We start from the raw sequence: 16914 nt of genomic DNA on the forward strand, positions 1-16914 counted from the left end.
AAGGTGCGCCGCTTATATCATTAAATCACCATAACTTCTGTTGAATCACTCGCCCGGCTCCCTGACGTAGAGCTGCCTCGCGATCCAGTGCATAGGCATTTTCCTCCGGAACAGCAGAAAGTACGCCGCCGCTGAAAAGGCCGGTATGCCGATACAGTACGCCGCTAGAAGGCTCCCGGTGAGCTCCCTGATCCCCATGACCGCCAGGGCCGCCAGGATCGCCAGGCCGAGGCAAACAACCCACTGAGTTCCCAGGTATAAGGCAAGGATCTTCGGGGCGCCCGGTACATTGTCCGAGGGGATGGTCCTGTCCATCCGGGCCCCCTCACGGGTGAATGCGACAAAGCCGTACACGAGCATGGGGGCGAAGCATAGGCCCATGAACACCAGGGTCCACCACACCCTGCTGGCGTAAAAGAACGAAACTCCCATGAGCTTCCCCGGTTCCCAGAGGGCGCCGTCATTCACGCTCATGTCATAGAGAAACCGCTGGTACCCGGTACAGTCCCAGCCGCACACGAGGATGAACCAGAAAATGATCCACGCCACCATCCAGTTGGCGTGTGCCCCATAGTAGTTCTTCTTCTTGACCAGCAGGAAGGTTGTCCAGTAGCCCAGGATCCCCTGGGTGATATTGGTAATGGCGAAGATGGTCACCAGCCAGGCCGGAATGTCGCTGAACTTCGTGGCCACCTGCATGGTTTCCCACTGGGTGTGCTCCCAGAGCAGATACAGGCCCGAGGGCGCGAAGAATATTGAAAGAAATAGAAGGATGAATATATACCATTTATTATTAAAGGGTTTTACCTCCTTTTCAAGCTGCCGCGCGGCGGCCGCCGCGAAGGTCGCGCCAAAGGCGTACGACCATACCACATCAACTTGTACCATGAAAGACCTCCATTTTGTTATATAAGGCACCGGCGCCGACTGCGCCGGGTTCCCCTGCTTCGCAAAGCAAAGTCCGGCCTTGCCAAGAAGGCCGATCCGAACCGCCCCTATTGGTGCTTCGCTATAAGACTTTCCACGGAAATGCCGGCGGCCCCGCAGTCGGTCACGATCATATCTATTATCTCTTCAACGAGCCTGCTGTTTTTCTTCAGCTTCTCCACCGCCCCTTTATCCGGAACCGTCTTGTCCAGGTAGGTGAAGTAAAACTGCAATGACGCCTTTTCAATACTCTCATAGGACGCGCCGGCACTGAGGACGTTTCTTATATTATTCTTATCGTTATTGATGATCCCCAGTAGGATTCCTTTGTCCTTAACGAACTTCGCGAGCCTGGTTGCCAGTATTCTCCGGATGTAAGCATCGCTCTTGGTCCGCGTATCGATGGCGCGCTCCTCCTCCGTTCCCCTGGCGGCGTTGCTGTACTTTCTGTCAGGCGCCACGGTCCGCAGCCTTTTCAGGGTATCATAAGGATAGCTCTTCATGACCGCGTAGGCCACCTTTTTGGGGATGTTCCCGGCCGGGTCCACCAGGAGCTTGTAAATGAACTTCGTCCTGTTCCTGCCCAGGAACTCCATGTCGAAAAGACCGTTCATCACCGTCACCCGGACACAGCCCCTTTTAAGAGGAACATTGATTTCATCGGTGGCGGCGAATGAGATGGCGGCCCTGCCTCTATCCCACTCATACACTGTTTTGTCCTTCAACGCCACGTCCCGTTCCTGGATGATGGGGGGCTTCAATCCCAGGTATATGGCCATGGTGTTGCGATCGTATCTCTTTTCCACCCGGGCAACGGTGCAGTCCGCGATCCAGTTGGGATAGGCCGGCACATCCCGGAGGACCTCGCCGATGACCTCCATCTTCTCATCGATGGCGGTGACCGCCATGTATTCCATCAAATCGGTTCCCATGACCGAACGCTCGTAGACTTTTATGCCGCCGCTGCTTTTCACCAGCGACCACCCCCCGGCGGCACCGGCCTGTGATACATTCAAGACACCTGCCCAAAGAAAGATGACCAGAATTCCATGAAACCTCTTCATAGCACCTCCATATGACATTCTTTGTATCTGTCAAAGCTCCATCTGTCAGATATATAATGCAGGAAACGTGCCAGAGAAAAAAATCACCCCCTCCCGCCCCTCGATAATCCGGAAATCGGGAGAATTAATGCAAAGTGCCGCGGCCGAGCATTCGATTTCCTTATTTATCTTCTCCTGACCACCCTCATCTTGTGAAGGAGAGGGGGGTCAGGGGATGAGGTCTAGCCGGCAGAGGCATTGAAGCCAGGATGATCTGTCCCACAATGGAATCATCTGTCCCGGTTTTCGGACAAATATGCAGTAACTTTACCCAGTTGGAATTGAGATAAACACTGACCTGTTGCAAAACTGTCATTTCAGCGAATCCCGGTATTCCGGGATGAGGAGAAATCTTATCAAGGAAACCCCACATTTTAGATTTCTCACCCCCGCAAGCGGGGTTCAAAACGACAAATTCAGGAAAACAGTTATTCGGAGATTCTATATTTCTGGAGCTTGTTGAAAAGGGTTGATTTGGGAAGACCGGTTATTTCAGCCGTTTTCCTTACATTGCCCCCGGTCTGCCTGAATGCGGCTGAAAGAAATTCCCGCTCGATGCGCTCCATATCAGCCGCGACATCGCAGCCGTTTCGGATCGCCTCCTCAATATAACCCTTCAGGGAGGAGTAAAAATCCATCATCCGCGACGTGTCGGAGGTGGTGCAGATCGCCTCAAGGTCTTTTTCGGATATGCTGTTCTTGTCCGTCATGACCAGCATGCGATGGACCAGGTTCTCCAGCTCCCGCACGTTGCCCCGCCACTCCTGCGACGTGAGGAAGCGCATGGCGGACACGGTGAACTCGATGTTCCGGGCGCCGGTATAATCATACTTTTTGATGAAGTGCTCCACCAGCGGGGGAATATCCTCACGCCGCTCCCGGAGGGGGGGCACGTATATCGGGAGACCGTTTATCCGGTAGAAGAGGTCCTCGCGGAATTCTCCCTCCTGGATCTTTTCCTCCAGGTTCTGGTTCGTCGCGGTGATGACCCGCACGTCAACCCTGATGGAAGACTCGCCGCCGATGCGCTGAAACTCCCCCTCCTGGAGCACCCGGAGGAGCTTCGTCTGGAGTCTCGGGCTCATGTCCCCGATCTCGTCGAGGAAGATGGTGCCCCCGCCGGCGAGCTCGAACTTTCCCCGGCGCTGGCGGTCCGCGCCGGTGAAGGAGCCCCGCTCGTGGCCGAAGAGCTCGCTCTCCAGGAGCTCCGCGGGAATGGCCGAACAGTTCAGCTTGATGAAGGGCTTGTCCCGCCGCGGACCCAGGGCGTACAGGGCGTCGGCGATGAGCTCCTTGCCGGTGCCGCTTTCGCCCCTGATGATGACGGGGATGGTGGACCTCGCCGCCTTTTCTATGATGCCGTAGATCTCCTTCATGGCGCCGCTCTGGCCGATGATGTTCTGAAAGCGCGATGAGTAATCGAGCTCTTCGTGAAGGTATACGCTCTCGTTCTTCAGCTGTTCCAGCAGCCGGGAATTCTTTATCGAAATGGCCGCCTGCTCCGACAGGACCCCGAGAAGGGTCCGGTCATGCTCGGAAAAGACCCTCTCCTCGCTGCCGGCAGACACCAGGGCGCCCGCGGCGGCGCCGTCCACAGTCACGGGGAGGCCATAGAGGCTCCGGATGGGGCCGTTCTTCATGGCGGCAGCGCGGCCCCGGATTCCGGTCATACTTTCGGGAGGCGCCGCCAGGACCGCGGCCGTGTCGATAATCTTTTTCCCGATCCTCCACTCCATGGCATCTTCAGTAGAACAGCCGGCTGCCCCTGATTCCGTAACCACTTCCATCATGCCCGATCGGGCGTTTTTCAGAACGATAAAGCTCCGGTCGCACTGGAGGAGCTTGTTTGTTTCAGCCACGATGTTGGCGAGGGTCTTTGCGAGCTCCTCGCGGGACGAGATCTTCCGCCCGATCTCCATCAGCGACGAAATCTCCCGAACGTGCTTCTCGCCCATCTGGTACCAGGCCAGGATGTAATCGCCCAGCATCCGGGAAAAGGCGAGGCCCATCACCGATATCAGGAAAAAAAACGCCAGCCGGTCCATCAGCAAAATGTAATCAAGGGGAATCCCGTGGTAGGTGCGGTCGAACCAGGAGAGCATGACGATCACCGGCACGCACAGTACAATGCTGAAGATGGCATACCGGGTCCGGTACCTGATGCCGCCGCTGAAGCCAATAAGGTAATAGATGATGACCAGGGGATCCTGCATGAGGCCGACATGGTGCATCGTATAAAAGGAAAGGGTCACGATGCTGACCGTCACGAAGGCGGTGTCCAGTAAGACGGTCGCAAAGCCGACCCAGGACCGGTAGAACCCTCTCATCAGGGCAATGTATATGCCCGCGGCTGCCGCAGACATGACGATCCACTTGCCGATGCTGAGGAGCCAGTAGGAAGGAAGGAGATACCCCAGAAGGAAGCGGAGGGCGAATATCAGGGGAATAAAAGCCAGGAGAATGACCAGCCTGAACCTGCCCACCAGGAGCTCGCCGCTCCTCCACTTATCCTCGAAAATTTCCTCGATTGAGTTCAGGCGTTTTTGCCGTGCCATGGCAAAGAGCCTATGGGACTACAATTATTTTTCAAATGTTTTTTACCCATTTACAGAAATATATTTTCCATCCCGGGGGATATGCCCCATCTGAATTAATAAAAAAATTTTTCTTGTATATACGGGGACCGGTTTCATAATTATCCAATCATGGCTCGGCTATGAACGTTCTATTTTTGGATATAGCCATTCATTACAATATACTTTACAGAAGGAGTCCCGTATGAACGTTAAAGAACTGTTTGATCTCAAGGGAAAGAAAGCGATCGTTACCGGCGGAGGACGCGGATTGGGGAGCTTTATCGCAACTGGACTGGCGGAGGCCGGAGCGGATCTCGTGATCGCGTCGCGGAAGATGCAGAACCTCGAAAAAGAGGCGAAAGAGCTCCAGTCCCTCGGCGTGAAGGCCATCCCCGTGAAATGCGACATGGAATCCAAGGATGACATAGACAACCTGGTCAAAACGGCTGTGCAGGAATTCGGCACCGTCGATATCCTTGTAAACAACGCCGGCATCACCTGGGGCGCGCCCACCCTTGACTTCCCCCTTGACAAGTGGGACAAGATCTTCAATGTCAACGTGCGGGGGCTCTGGATCCTCACCCAGCAGGTGGCCAACATCATGAAAGCTAAGGGAGGGGGAAAGATAATAAGCATATCCTCGGTCTTCGGCTCCCGCGGCTCCCTCGAAATAGCCCACCCTGCAGTAGCCTACAACTCATCCAAGGCAGCGGTGGAGATACTGACCAAGAACCTGGCCATCAAGCTGGCCCAGCATAAGATATACGTCAACGCCATCGCGCCGGGATTCTTCCATACGGACATGATGGAGTATATCTTCAAGCCTGAGATGAAGCCGATCCTGGACGCCATGGTCGGCCAGATACCCTTGATGAAAGTGGGCGAAGAGAACGAGATAAAGGGCCTGGCCCTGTTCCTCGCGTCAAAAGCGTCGGATTACATCACCGGCGCCGTGATACCGGTCGACGGCGGTCTCGGGGCGAAATAAGCAAACCTCTCACATCACCGGCAATGAAATACCCGGCACCAGGCCGGGTTTTTCTTTGTCATAACCCGCGGGAATGCCCGTGCGTGACATAGGGGTCTCACAACTTTTTCTTGACCGGCGGGAAAAACAGGGTTATCCTGCCGGATATAAATAATTTTACTGGAGGATGCTATGAATATAAAACGTTATATTATCGCAAGCGTTGTTGTTTTTGTCGTACTGCAGGCAATAGACTGGCTCGTCCACGGCGTGCTCCTCGCCTCCTGGTACCAGGAGATCAAGGGACTCTGGCGTCCCGATATGATGAACTACATGTGGCTCATGATGCTGGGATCCCTCTTCTTTTCTTTCATGTTCGTCTTCATCTTCACCAAAAGTTACGAGTCGCGCGGCGTGGCCGAAGGGGCCCGCTACGGCCTTCTCATCGGCCTCCTGATGAACGTTACCGGCATGTTAGGGGCATACGCTATGTATCCGATCCCCTTCGGACTTGCTGCGATATGGCTCGTCTACGGCATCATTGAACTGGTCATCGCCGGGATGATCACCGCAGTCATTTACCGGAAATAACCGGGTGAAGGGGCACGGCATGCCGTGCCCCTTCACCCGGTTATAAATCCTTGACAAAAACAGCCCGCTGTTGCAGAAGGTCATCAAGAATGACTGGCGTTTTTAGATGGAAATGACCATCAGGGAATTCTTGCAGTACCGTCATGTCGCACGCCTGGGCATGCAAACAACTGCCACAGGAGTGTCCCATGGAACAATCAATTATCGCATCTTACCTGGAACAAAACGGGCCTGAAGGCATCAACAGCTCCTTTCTCGCCTACCTGGCAAATCTCGAAACCATAGCCCGGGTCGCCCCCGAGGTCGCCCGGAGCGTCGTGCAGGAGCTGGCGGACCAGCGGTCGAACCTGAAGCTCATCGCGAGCGAAAACTATTCCTCCATCGCGTCGCAGCTGGCCATGGGGAATCTCCTCACGGACAAGTACGCCGAGGGATTCGCCTATCACCGATTCTACGCCGGCTGCGACAACGTCGACCAGATCGAGAACCTGGCGGTCGAAGAGGCGAAGAAGCTCTTCGGCTGCGACCACGCCTATGTCCAGCCCCACAGCGGCGCCGACGCCAACCTGGTCGCCTACTGGGCGATCCTGTCGACCCGCGTTGAAGCGCCGCGTCTGAACGAGCTGAAGGCGAAAAACCCCAACGAGCTGAGCGACGGCGACTGGGCGTCCCTCCGCCGCGACATGGGAAACCGGAGGCTCCTCGGCCTGGACTACTATTCCGGCGGCCACCTGACCCACGGCTACCGCATGAACGTATCCTCCCGCATGTTCGACGCCCATTCCTACACGGTGAGCCGCGAAACCGGCCTCATCGACTATGACATGATCGAATCAAAAGCTGAGGAGATTAAGCCCCTGATCCTCCTGACCGGGTACAGCGCCTACCCCCGGGCCATCAACTTCAAGAGAATGCGCGAGATCGCTGACCGCGTCGGGGCTGTGCTGATGGTCGACATGGCCCATTTCGCGGGCCTGGTGGCCGGCGGCGTCTTCACCGGCGAGATGAACCCTGTGGCCTACGCCGACGTGGTGACCACCACGACCCACAAGACCCTGCGGGGGCCCCGGGGCGGGATGGTCCTGTGCACCAATGAGTTCGCCGACGCCGTGAACAAGGGATGCCCCCTGGTCATCGGCGGGCCCCTTCCCCACGTGATGGCCTCCAAGGCCGTGGCCTTCCGGGAAGCGAACAAGCCTGAATTCAAGGCCTATGCCGCCGCCATAGTGAAAAACGCCGGCGCCCTGGCCCGGTTCTGCATGGAGGCCGGCATGGACGTCGCCACGGGCGGCACCGACAATCACCTCCTCCTGGTGGACGTCAGGAACTTCGGCCTCACGGGGCGGCAGGCGGAAAGCGCTCTGCGCGAGTGCGGCATCACCCTGAACCGGAACTCCCTTCCCTTCGACGTGAACGGTCCCTGGTACACCAGCGGCATCCGCGTCGGCACCCCGGCGGTGACGACCCTCGGCATGGACGTCTCCCAGATGAAGGAGATCGCCCAGATCATGCACAGGGTCCTTTCCGGCACCACGGCCCAGGTAGACCCCCAGACCCACAAAAAGAGCCTGGCCAAATACGATATCGACGCCAACGCCAGGGGCGATGCCCTGGATCGGGTCAAGGACCTGCTGTCGCGCTACCCGGTATACCCGGAGCTCGACCTTGATTTTCTCATGGATTCTTTCGTGAACAACGACATTTCCGTGGCTGTATGACGAGGCCACATTCATGGCCCACGGCAGGCGCGGTCACGAGACCGCGCTTACTTCATGATGTGCACCCCAGGGTTCAGGGGGATCCATCCTCTGAACAGTTTCAGTAGTTGTTCCTGATAAGCCTGATCATATCGGTTTTGACCCTCTTCAGCTGATCTGACAGGCTTATCTTGTATATGTGGGGATTGAGGAGCCGCTTAAACGTTTTATCCAGCGCTTCGATCTCCCCGCGGCGGTACTCCCGCACCTCCTGCAGAGACATCTCGCTGCCTGTAACCGCGCCATTGCTCATGACAGGCTCAAGGAGCTTCCTCGCCGTCGCATAATCTTTCAGAGTGAACTGCGCGTATTCCGTTGCCGGATGGTTGAAGCGGACCGGCGCCCTCCCCTTGATCGCCTCTTCCAGCTCCCTCTCCTCGTCTTCAAGGTAGATCAGGTCGGCCAACATCTGGCCCCGGTCATTGTAGAATCGCATGATATTCTTCACGCCGGGATTCGTGATCTTTTCCGCCTGGTTCGATATCTTGATGCGGGGATCGACGCGTCCACTCCTCTCCGTGGCAACGATCTTGTACACGCCCGTCAGGGCCGGGTCGTTCCAGCCCGTGACCAAGCGCGTTCCCACGCCCCACGCCTCGATGGGGGAGCCGCTGTCGATGAGCTGCCGCATGATCCATTCGTCAAGGTCGCTGGAGACGAATATCTTCACCTCCCGGAGGCCGCTCCCGTCGAGCATCGACCGGGCCTTCTTGCTCAGGTACTCCAGGTCTCCGCTGTCGATGCGCACCGCCATGAGGGACGGCTTTTTCTCCTTCAATTCCCTGAACACGGCGATGGCGTTAGGGATGCCCGATTTCAGCGTGTCAAAGGTGTCCACCAGGAGCACGCACCGGTCAGGGTACAGTGCGGCGTATTTCCTGAAGGCCTCCAGCTCGCTGTCGAAGTTCATCACCCAGCTGTGGGCCATGGTGCCGCTCACCGGGATGTCGTACATTTTTCCAGCCAGGGTGTTGGACGTGGACGACGCCCCGCCGATGAAGGCCGCCCGCGTCGCCGCCAGGGCCCCGTCGGTCCCCTGGGCGCGGCGGAGGCCGAACTCCATCACCGGCTTCTCCCCCGCGATGGAGGCGATGCGCGCCGTCTTCGTGGCGATGAGGGACTGGAAGTTTATGTAATTGAGGATCACGCTCTCTATCATCTGTGCTTCCATCAGGTTTCCCCGGACACGCAGCAGCGGCTCATTGGGAAAGACCACGGTCCCCTCCGGCACGCTGTGTATATCCCCCCGGAACCTGAACCCGGCCAGGTACCGGAGGAATTCCTTTTTGAAAACACCCCGCGAATCGAGGTAGGCGATCTCTTCCCCGGTGAAGCGCAGGCCCTCAAGGGCCCGCAGGAGCGGCCCGAGACCGGCGAAGACCGTGTATCCTCCCTGGAAGGGCTGGCGCCGGAAGAACATCTCGAACACTCCCCGGTCGTCAGGACAGTTGAAGAAGTATCCCTGCATCATGGTGAGCTCGTAAAAATCGGTGAGAAGGGAACTGGTCATGGGAGCGCTCACAGCTCCCCTGATTCGATCAGCCGTATTCCCCGGCTTTTCATCTCCCCGATGGACCGGTCGATGGAGCCTGCCGGGACATCGATGCCACGGCAAGCGTCAAGGATCACCAGGGTGTCGAAGCCAAAGGAGGCGGCGTCCATGGCGCTGTAGAAGACGCAGTAATCCGTTGCGAGGCCGCAGAAAAAGACGCGGCCGGCGTTGATCGATTTCAGGTACCCGTCGAGGCCGGTCCTGGTCTTTTTATCGTTTTCCAGAAAGGCGGAGTAGGAATCCACCGCAGGGTTGGTCCCCTTGCGCACGATGACATCGAAGCGGTCGGGGTTCAGGCCTGGATGAAAGCCGGCCCCGGCCGTGCCTGCCACGCAATGGTCGGGCCACAGGGTCTGGGGAATCCCCCCCAGTTCCACCTGGTCATAGGGCTTCTTTCCCGGGTGATTGGAGGCGAAGGACATGTGGTGCTTCGGGTGCCAGTCCTGGGTCGCCACGATGCGGTGAAAGCGGTCGATGATGCCGTTGATGACCGGGACGATGCGGTCGCCCTCGCCGACGGCGAGGGCGCCCCCCGGGCAGAAGTCGTTCTGGACATCGGTGACGATCAGGACGTCGCGGGTTGTCATGGCAGCCTCCCTGGCGCACGCTCCGCCACGCCACCGTCATTTGCCCATTTTGGCAAGCTCCATGGCGCGCAGCTCCTTGCGCAGTATCTTTCCGACCCCGCTCTTCGGCAGGGAATCGATGAACTCGATCGCGGTGGGAACCTTGTACTTGGCGAGCTTCTCCTTGCAGTACTCGATCACCTCCTCCGCGATCATGGTCTCTCCCGGCTTGAGCACCACGAAGGCCTTCACGGTCTCTCCCCGGTAGGTGTCGGGGATACCGATGGCGCAGGCTTCCAGTATCTTCGGGTGCTCGAAGAGGACCTCGTCGATATCGCGGGGGTAGATATTGTACCCGCCGGCGATGATCATGTCCTTCTTCCGGTCGACGATGAAGAAGAATCCCTCGCTGTCCATGGTGCCGATATCCCCGGTAAAGAGCCAGCCATTTTTCACGGTCTTGTCGGTTTCGTCCGGCATCTTGTAGTAGCCGCTCGTCACCTGGGGTCCCCGGATGATGACCTCGCCGGGCTGGCCCTGGGGCATATCCTTCGACCCCTCCTCGAGATCGACGATCCTGATTTCAGTATCAGGAAGGGGAACGCCGATGGAACCGACCTTGGTCTTCCCACCCCAGGGATTAACCGTCACCACGGGGCTCGTCTCGGAGAGGCCGTAGCCCTCGCAGATCTGCGATCCGGTCTTTGATTCGAATTCCTTGATGACCTCCACCGGCAGCGGCGCAGCGCCGGAGAAACAACCTTTTATTGACGATATGTCGTACTTGGCCAGGTCCGGGTGGTTCAGCAGGCCCACGTATATGGTCGGCACGGCCGGGTAGAAGTTGATCTTGTGCTTGTGGATGGCCTCGAGGATCACCTTCGGCTCGGGCCGCGGGATCAGCACGTCGGTCCCGCCTTTCCATATGGTATAGTTCATGACGCAGGTCAGGCCAAATGAGTGGAAGAAGGGGAGCACGCCGAGCATGATAATCTCGCCCTCGTTGAAATCGGGAAACCAGCTGTTGACCTGCTGCACGTTGGACATGAGGTTTCTGTACGTAAGCATGACGCCCTTGCTCACGCCGGTAGTGCCGCCGGTATACTGGAGGCTGGCGAGGCTGTCGAAGGATACGGACACCTTCGGGTCCGTGGCCGGGTATTTTTTTATGATATCCATCCACTCAAACACGTCCGGCGTAGTCGGGATCTCCCGGTGCTTGTCCTTGGCCACGATGGGAAGGAGCTGCTTTTTCGGGAATTTCAGGTGGTCCCGGATATGGGCCACGACGATCTTCTTCACCGGAGTCTTCGGCTTCAGCGCGATCATCCGGGGGCCCAGGAGGTCGAGGGTCACCAGGACCGTGGACTCGGAGTTGTTCAGCTGGTGTTCCAGCTCGTTGTCAGTATAGAGGGGATTATTCATGACCACGACAGCCCCGACCCGCCAGGCGCCGTAGCTCGCGATCACGATCTGCGGCACATTGGGGAGGAGCATGGCCACCTTGTCGCCGGGCTTCACGCCCATATCGATGAGGGCGTTGGCGAAGCTGTTGACCATGTCATTGAGCTGACGGTACGATATCTTCACATCGAGAAATATAAGAGCGGTTTTATCAGGATACTTCCGGGCGGTCCTGGCTAGAACCTCCGACATGGTAATTTCTTCATACTGCAGTGTAGGACTTACGCCTGACGCATATGACTTGATCCACGGTTTATCCATATACGAAACCCCCTAAATTAATTTTTTGAAAGCACGAATATGGTGACTCTTCTTTAAAATAATTATGGACTATCATTGGACGCTTGTCAATACAATATTATTGTCATACAATAATTGATCGAGGCACAAACCGCTGAGCTCAGCTCCGGGGATGAGAGCACGCAGAACATTATCAGACAGTACACCCCGATGCATGCTGCGAGGTGTATTTTTTCCGATTGTTTAAAAAACCCGTCCGTCATCGAGGGAATATTTGTCTTCGTCCCCCAGCAATCCAGATTGAATTAGCAGTTTGCTGAAAAACAGCAAGAAGGGAGTATTTCAGGAAACTATTAGAATTATTACCTGACGGAGTACCTGAAGGTCTGGAGAGATGACTGATTTCCCGCCAGGTCGCGGAGCCGCGCCGTGATCTCGTGCTTTCCCTTCGCCCATATCCTGTTATGGCGCAGGATCTCGATGCAGTGACGGTCCGGATCAAAGTCCCAGGCCACGTCATGGCCGTCCACCTTCACCTCGACCCTGCTCAGGTCTATGCCTGAGCCGATGTCCCCGACAGAGAGGCGCAGCTTATCGCCTTCCTTCACCTTCATCCCGTTCCTGAAACGGACGCGGGGCGCCGCATCGTCGCAGGCCAGGAAGAATTTTCCCATCCTCGTCACCGGCACACGGAAGGCCTTTTTCAAGACATCATACCGGTACCCGATGCAGGAAAAGTATTTTCCGTTCCTGGACAGGCGGTAGAGGCCGACCCTGCGGTAATCGGCGCCGTCATAGGGGATTATGATCTCCGCCGCCTTATCCATGCAGAGATTGGTGGGAGATACAGAATAGACCGCGCTCCGGGATGAAATGCCCGGTATCCGCACCCGGGGCTGTTCCTCGGTCGTCATTGTCACGATCTTGTCATAGAGGGCAGATCCCCGGGGAAACATGACGGAGCATTTCTTGTCGGCGCTGGCAAGCTCCAGGGAAGATCCCCTGATGAGATTCGGCGGCGATGAGACCTGATCCTTCGGCGACGCATCAGTCTTAACCTGAAAGACAAGGGTCGTTGAGTTCTCCGCCGCGTCATAGCAGACGATCCTGATCTCCATGGCCTGCCCTTCCTTCTCCGCCCTGATCGCACCCCTGGCGCTTGTCCGGTCATAGAGGAACATGGTATAGCTGCTCAGGCTGGAATTATCGTAATCATAGTAAAGACCGATGCGGTGGCTCAGTTTCCTTTCAATCCTCTTGTACCGGATCTGGTACAGGAGTCGGTTATCTGCGAAGCAGTCGAACCCGAAGGGCGCGACGCCGTTGCGGATGCCGATCCGGTCATAGGCATTGATAGAGATGCCGATGGTCCCCGACACCAGGGGGACTGATGGAGCCTTCACCGCGCAGGTGTTCTTCCCGGTCGCAATGACAGGAAACTTTTTCTCCTTCGCTGATCCGTCGATCCTGGACAAACTGTTCAAAGGAACCAGCGTCACGGTGTTGATCACCGGCGGGTTTTTGTCAGCCACGGCAAGGCCGCTGATGAGCGGGTTCACCGGCTCTCCGTCGCTCTTCCGCACCTCGAAATGGAAATGCTCAAGGCCAATGCCGCTCTCGCCGGAATAGCCGATAACAGCGCCCTTTTTGACCGCGATCGCCGATCCGGAGAAATCGACCCTGAAGTCTTTCCTGTTCAGTATCTGCGGCGCCACTCCCTTTATCTTTTCATTTTTAAGGATACCATCGTCAAACCGCTCCAGGTGGCCGTACAGGGTTTTCCATCCATTGTTATGAGTGACCAATAGCGCGTACCCGATGCCCCATTGCTGATACATGACGCTGCTCACATATCCGTCGTCGGCCGCGTAAACCGCGAACCCGGTCTTTCCCGCGGTGCTGACATCGATGCCGTGATGGAAGTGGGGGCCCCGGTATTCGCCGAAGGTGCCGGTTATCATCGGCGGTCGGTCTATGGGCCAGAGGAATACGGGATCTCCCGCGTTCCCGGCCGCAGCGGAAAGAATAACTATCATTGTAACGAAAACTGTTCTGTAGAGATTCATAATGACCCAAGGAAAGGGAGGAGTGTGATTTCTATCAAGGATAATTTCTCATTGACACAAGGGAAATGAGATAGTACGCTATTGAATGTCCTGCACCCTTTCTTTGGAAGCAGCATCGAGTAAATGAGCACTTGTACATGATTGCATAAGGAGGGGCGCAGAGGATATTACAAAGAAGGAGGCTGTCATGAAGAGATCACTGGTTCTTGTCCTTTCCGTGCTTATGGCCGCAGCATTAATCGGATGCGGGAAAAAAGTTCCGCTCCCCGACGACCAGAAGGTTTTCGCCGGCAAATGGGTCGCCGATGACGGCACCTTCGTCACCATCTACCTTGACGGCGGCGGCGACCTGAAATCATCGAACTCCAGCGTGACCGGCGGCAGAACCACCATAACCGGAGACTCCCTTACCATCGGGATGGGGCCGATTAAGAAAACCATGAAAATTACCGAAAAGCCCAAGGAAGTCCAGGGGAAAAAGATTCTTGTCCTTGACGGTATCAGCTATACCAGGCAGCAATAATATTCCGCCGAACGGCATGACGCACCCCTGATGAAACCGATAGTCCCCCTCATCGAGATCACCCTCGGGTGGCGGAACCTGTGGAAGAACAGGCGGCGCACCGTCCTCACCCTGCTGACCATCATGGTCGGGTGCGCCTCCATCATATTCATGAAGGCCGCCCAGAAGGGCGCCTTCAGCCACATGATCGAGAACGCGGTCACCTCCAACAACGGCCACATCCAGATCCATGAAAAGGGGTTTTGGGAGAACATGAGCATCGACTATGCTCTCAAACCGGGCCCCATCGCCGAAAAACTCCACCGGATTCCCTCCATAGCGGCCTATAGCCACAGGGTGCACACCGGCGGCCTCGTGTCGAGCGGCAGCACCACGGAAGGCGCGGTGATCCAGGCGGTCGATCCGGACAGGGAGCGCGCGGTGACCGACCTGCACGCCCGCATTCTTCCCGGGGGCCGGTATCTACGGAGCGACGACCGGACGAACATCGTCATGGGCTCCGTGATGGCGGAAAACCTCGGCGTCAGGGTCGGCGATACGATCTCGATGATCTCGCAGGGATTCGACGGATCAGTGGCGGCGGCGAACCTGGTCATCGTGGGGCTCTTCAAGACCGGAAATCCGGAATACGACAATTACCTGGTCATCATGCCCCTGGCCAGGGCGATGGAAACCTTCACCATGATGGACCACATCAACGCCATCGTCATCCGCCTCAGGGACGGCATGACCATGGAGGCAACACGCGACGAGCTGCGGCGCGCCATCGGCGAGAAAGATATCGAGATCATGGGCTGGGACGATCTCATGCCGGACATGGTGCAGTTCATCGACATGAAGCACGCCGGGTCCTACATCTTCCAGTTCATACTCTTCACCATCGCGGCCTTCGGCGTGATGAACACGATCCAGATGTCAGTGTACGAGCGGATACGGGAATTCGGCATCATGATGGCCATAGGCACCAGGCCCGGGCAGATCCGTCTCATGGTGCAGATCGAGTCCTTCTTCATAGCCCTGCTGGGAGTATCCCTTGGATCCGCTCTGGGAAGCGCCCTGGCCTTCTATTTCACCGTCAATCCCTTTGACTATTCCAGCCTAGCCGGCCAGATGAGCGTATGGGGCATTTCAATGACCCGTTTCCCGGCACGGCTTGAGGCGACGAACGTTCTGTCGACATCGGCAATCATGCTGTTTATAAGCGTGCTATTCACGATAGGCCCGGCACGGAGCGCCTCGCGCCTCAGGCCCGTTGAAGCGATTCGAAAATTGTAAGAAAGAGAGGAAGCGTCTATGGTCCGTCCCTCACTCGTGCGCGGTCTGGCCCCGCTCTTCCTGATCGGGTGGCGCAACCTGTGGCGCCAGAAGCGCCGCTCCCTGGTGGTCATATCCTCCATAGCGATCGGCATATCCTCCATGATACTGCTGACGGGCTTCATCAACGGCATGACCGCGCAGATGGTGGACAACACCATCAACACGGCCCTGGGCCACGTCACCCTGCATCGTAAGGAGTTCCACAACAGCATCAAGCTGGAATATAGCTTCATCCCGGGACAGGAAATCTATAACTCACTGAAGGGCGTTCCATCGATTACGGCCTATGCCCCCCGTGTTGTCATAAAGGGAATGATCAGGTCGAGCGAGGCGTCCCGGGGAGTCCTTATAAAGGGGATCGACCCGGCCCTGGAAATAAAGGTTTCAAAGCTGCATGATTACACCCTGAAGAAGGAAGGCCGGTTTCTTTCAGGTCCATCCTCGGACGAAATCCTGATCTCCCGGTCCCTGGCGGAAAAACTCGATGTGTATCATGACGACCGTATCGTCCTGATGTTCCAGGACAGGAACAACGAAATAGTGGGAGCGGGCCTCAGGGTGGCCGGCCTATTCGAGACGCCCATGGGCGGTTTTGACAAGGGCGTGGTCTTCGTCGGCATAAAGAAGCTCCAGGAGCTCACCGGCCTGGGAAACGCCGTTTCGGAGATAACCATGATAACTGCGGATCGAAAGGATGTTAATGGGGTCAAAGGGCGCCTGTCGAAAAAAATCAGGCCTCCCCTGGAGATCCTCACCTGGGAGGAAATGGCCCCGAACCTTGTAAGCGCGATCCAGCTCGAGGATATCGCGATGTTCATCATCACCCTGATCGTGTTCATCACGGTTGTCTTCTCCATAGCGAACACCCTGATCATGTCCATCATCGAGCGATTCCACGAGCTTGGCGTGATGAAGAGCATCGGCACACGGCCGTCCCATATCTTTTTCATGGTGATGTTCGAGGCTGCCAACCTGGGGCTCCTGGGCCTCGCCGCCGGCATTGCGGTGAGCGTCCCGGTCGTCATCATCCTGGGACAGAGCGGCATCGACTTTTCCTTCGCCCTGACCTCCATGAGGAAATGGGGCATCGGCAGCGTCATCTACCCGTTGATCCTGCCGAAGGACATCATTGCGGCGGCCGTGATCGTTTTCATAACCACCTTTGCGGCGGCCCTGTATCCCGCCTTCAAGGCAGCGAGGATCAAGCCCCTTGACGCGCTGAACTACACATGACGAAATCTTTCCGAATTTAAAATAGTTATTGC

At 56.8% G+C, this 16914-nt stretch carries 13 protein-coding genes; 6 read left to right on the forward strand and 7 right to left on the reverse strand.

What is annotated here, in order from left to right; translation table 11 throughout:
• Positions 1–45 precede the first annotated feature (45 nt).
• The 3 genes from KA369_01215 to KA369_01225 all read right to left on the reverse strand — a co-directional run bounded on the left by KA369_01215 (position 46) and on the right by KA369_01225 (position 4585).
• Positions 46–888: a hypothetical protein gene (locus KA369_01215; GenBank protein MBP7734568.1), complete on the reverse strand. Its 843-nt coding sequence runs from the start codon at positions 886–888 to the stop codon at positions 46–48.
• Positions 889–995: 107 nt separating this feature from the next.
• On the reverse strand, positions 996–1943 hold the full coding sequence (locus KA369_01220; protein MBP7734569.1) for a hypothetical protein: 948 nt from the start codon (positions 1941–1943) through the stop codon (positions 996–998).
• A 515-nt stretch (positions 1944–2458) separates the two neighbouring features.
• Positions 2459–4585 (reverse strand): sigma 54-interacting transcriptional regulator, encoded by a 2127-nt coding sequence (locus tag KA369_01225; GenBank protein MBP7734570.1) that lies wholly within the window; start codon positions 4583–4585, stop codon positions 2459–2461.
• A gap of 223 nt (positions 4586–4808) precedes the next feature.
• Here KA369_01225 and KA369_01230 point away from each other — a divergent pair, with 223 nt between their 5' ends.
• From KA369_01230 to KA369_01240, 3 genes are all read left to right on the forward strand, one after another.
• Positions 4809–5594, forward strand: coding sequence for a glucose 1-dehydrogenase (locus KA369_01230; GenBank protein MBP7734571.1), 786 nt, complete (start codon positions 4809–4811; stop codon positions 5592–5594).
• A 171-nt stretch (positions 5595–5765) separates the two neighbouring features.
• Complete coding sequence (locus KA369_01235) at positions 5766–6164, forward strand: hypothetical protein (GenBank protein MBP7734572.1); 399 nt, start codon at positions 5766–5768, stop codon at positions 6162–6164.
• 188 nt (positions 6165–6352) lie between these two features.
• The gene (locus KA369_01240) at positions 6353–7882 is read left to right on the forward strand and encodes a glycine hydroxymethyltransferase (protein MBP7734573.1); all 1530 of its coding nucleotides are present in this window, start codon (positions 6353–6355) and stop codon (positions 7880–7882) included.
• Between the two features lie 100 nt (positions 7883–7982).
• Here the strand turns inward: KA369_01240 and KA369_01245 are convergent, their stop codons facing one another.
• The 4 genes from KA369_01245 to KA369_01260 all read right to left on the reverse strand — a co-directional run bounded on the left by KA369_01245 (position 7983) and on the right by KA369_01260 (position 13809).
• Entirely contained in the window at positions 7983–9431 is a 1449-nt protein-coding gene (locus KA369_01245) for a nicotinate phosphoribosyltransferase (protein MBP7734574.1), read from the reverse strand.
• A gap of 8 nt (positions 9432–9439) precedes the next feature.
• Positions 9440–10060: a bifunctional nicotinamidase/pyrazinamidase gene (gene pncA / locus KA369_01250; protein MBP7734575.1), complete on the reverse strand. Its 621-nt coding sequence runs from the start codon at positions 10058–10060 to the stop codon at positions 9440–9442.
• Positions 10061–10096: 36 nt separating this feature from the next.
• On the reverse strand, positions 10097–11764 hold the full coding sequence (locus KA369_01255; GenBank protein ID MBP7734576.1) for a long-chain fatty acid--CoA ligase: 1668 nt from the start codon (positions 11762–11764) through the stop codon (positions 10097–10099).
• Between the two features lie 341 nt (positions 11765–12105).
• A complete protein-coding gene (locus KA369_01260; GenBank protein ID MBP7734577.1) occupies positions 12106–13809 on the reverse strand; it encodes a M23 family metallopeptidase in 1704 nt (567 codons plus the stop codon).
• A 187-nt stretch (positions 13810–13996) separates the two neighbouring features.
• Here KA369_01260 and KA369_01265 point away from each other — a divergent pair, with 187 nt between their 5' ends.
• The 3 genes from KA369_01265 to KA369_01275 are packed head-to-tail and all read left to right on the forward strand — an operon-like array spanning position 13997 to position 16882.
• Positions 13997–14332 (forward strand): hypothetical protein, encoded by a 336-nt coding sequence (locus tag KA369_01265; protein ID MBP7734578.1) that lies wholly within the window; start codon positions 13997–13999, stop codon positions 14330–14332.
• A 30-nt stretch (positions 14333–14362) separates the two neighbouring features.
• Positions 14363–15607, forward strand: coding sequence for an ABC transporter permease (locus KA369_01270; protein MBP7734579.1), 1245 nt, complete (start codon positions 14363–14365; stop codon positions 15605–15607).
• A gap of 18 nt (positions 15608–15625) precedes the next feature.
• On the forward strand, positions 15626–16882 hold the full coding sequence (locus KA369_01275) for an ABC transporter permease (protein ID MBP7734580.1): 1257 nt from the start codon (positions 15626–15628) through the stop codon (positions 16880–16882).
• Positions 16883–16914: the final 32 nt, after the last annotated feature.

It is taken from the genome of Spirochaetota bacterium (genome assembly GCA_017999915.1).
Lineage (GTDB): Bacteria > Spirochaetota > UBA4802 > UBA4802 > UBA5550 > RBG-16-49-21.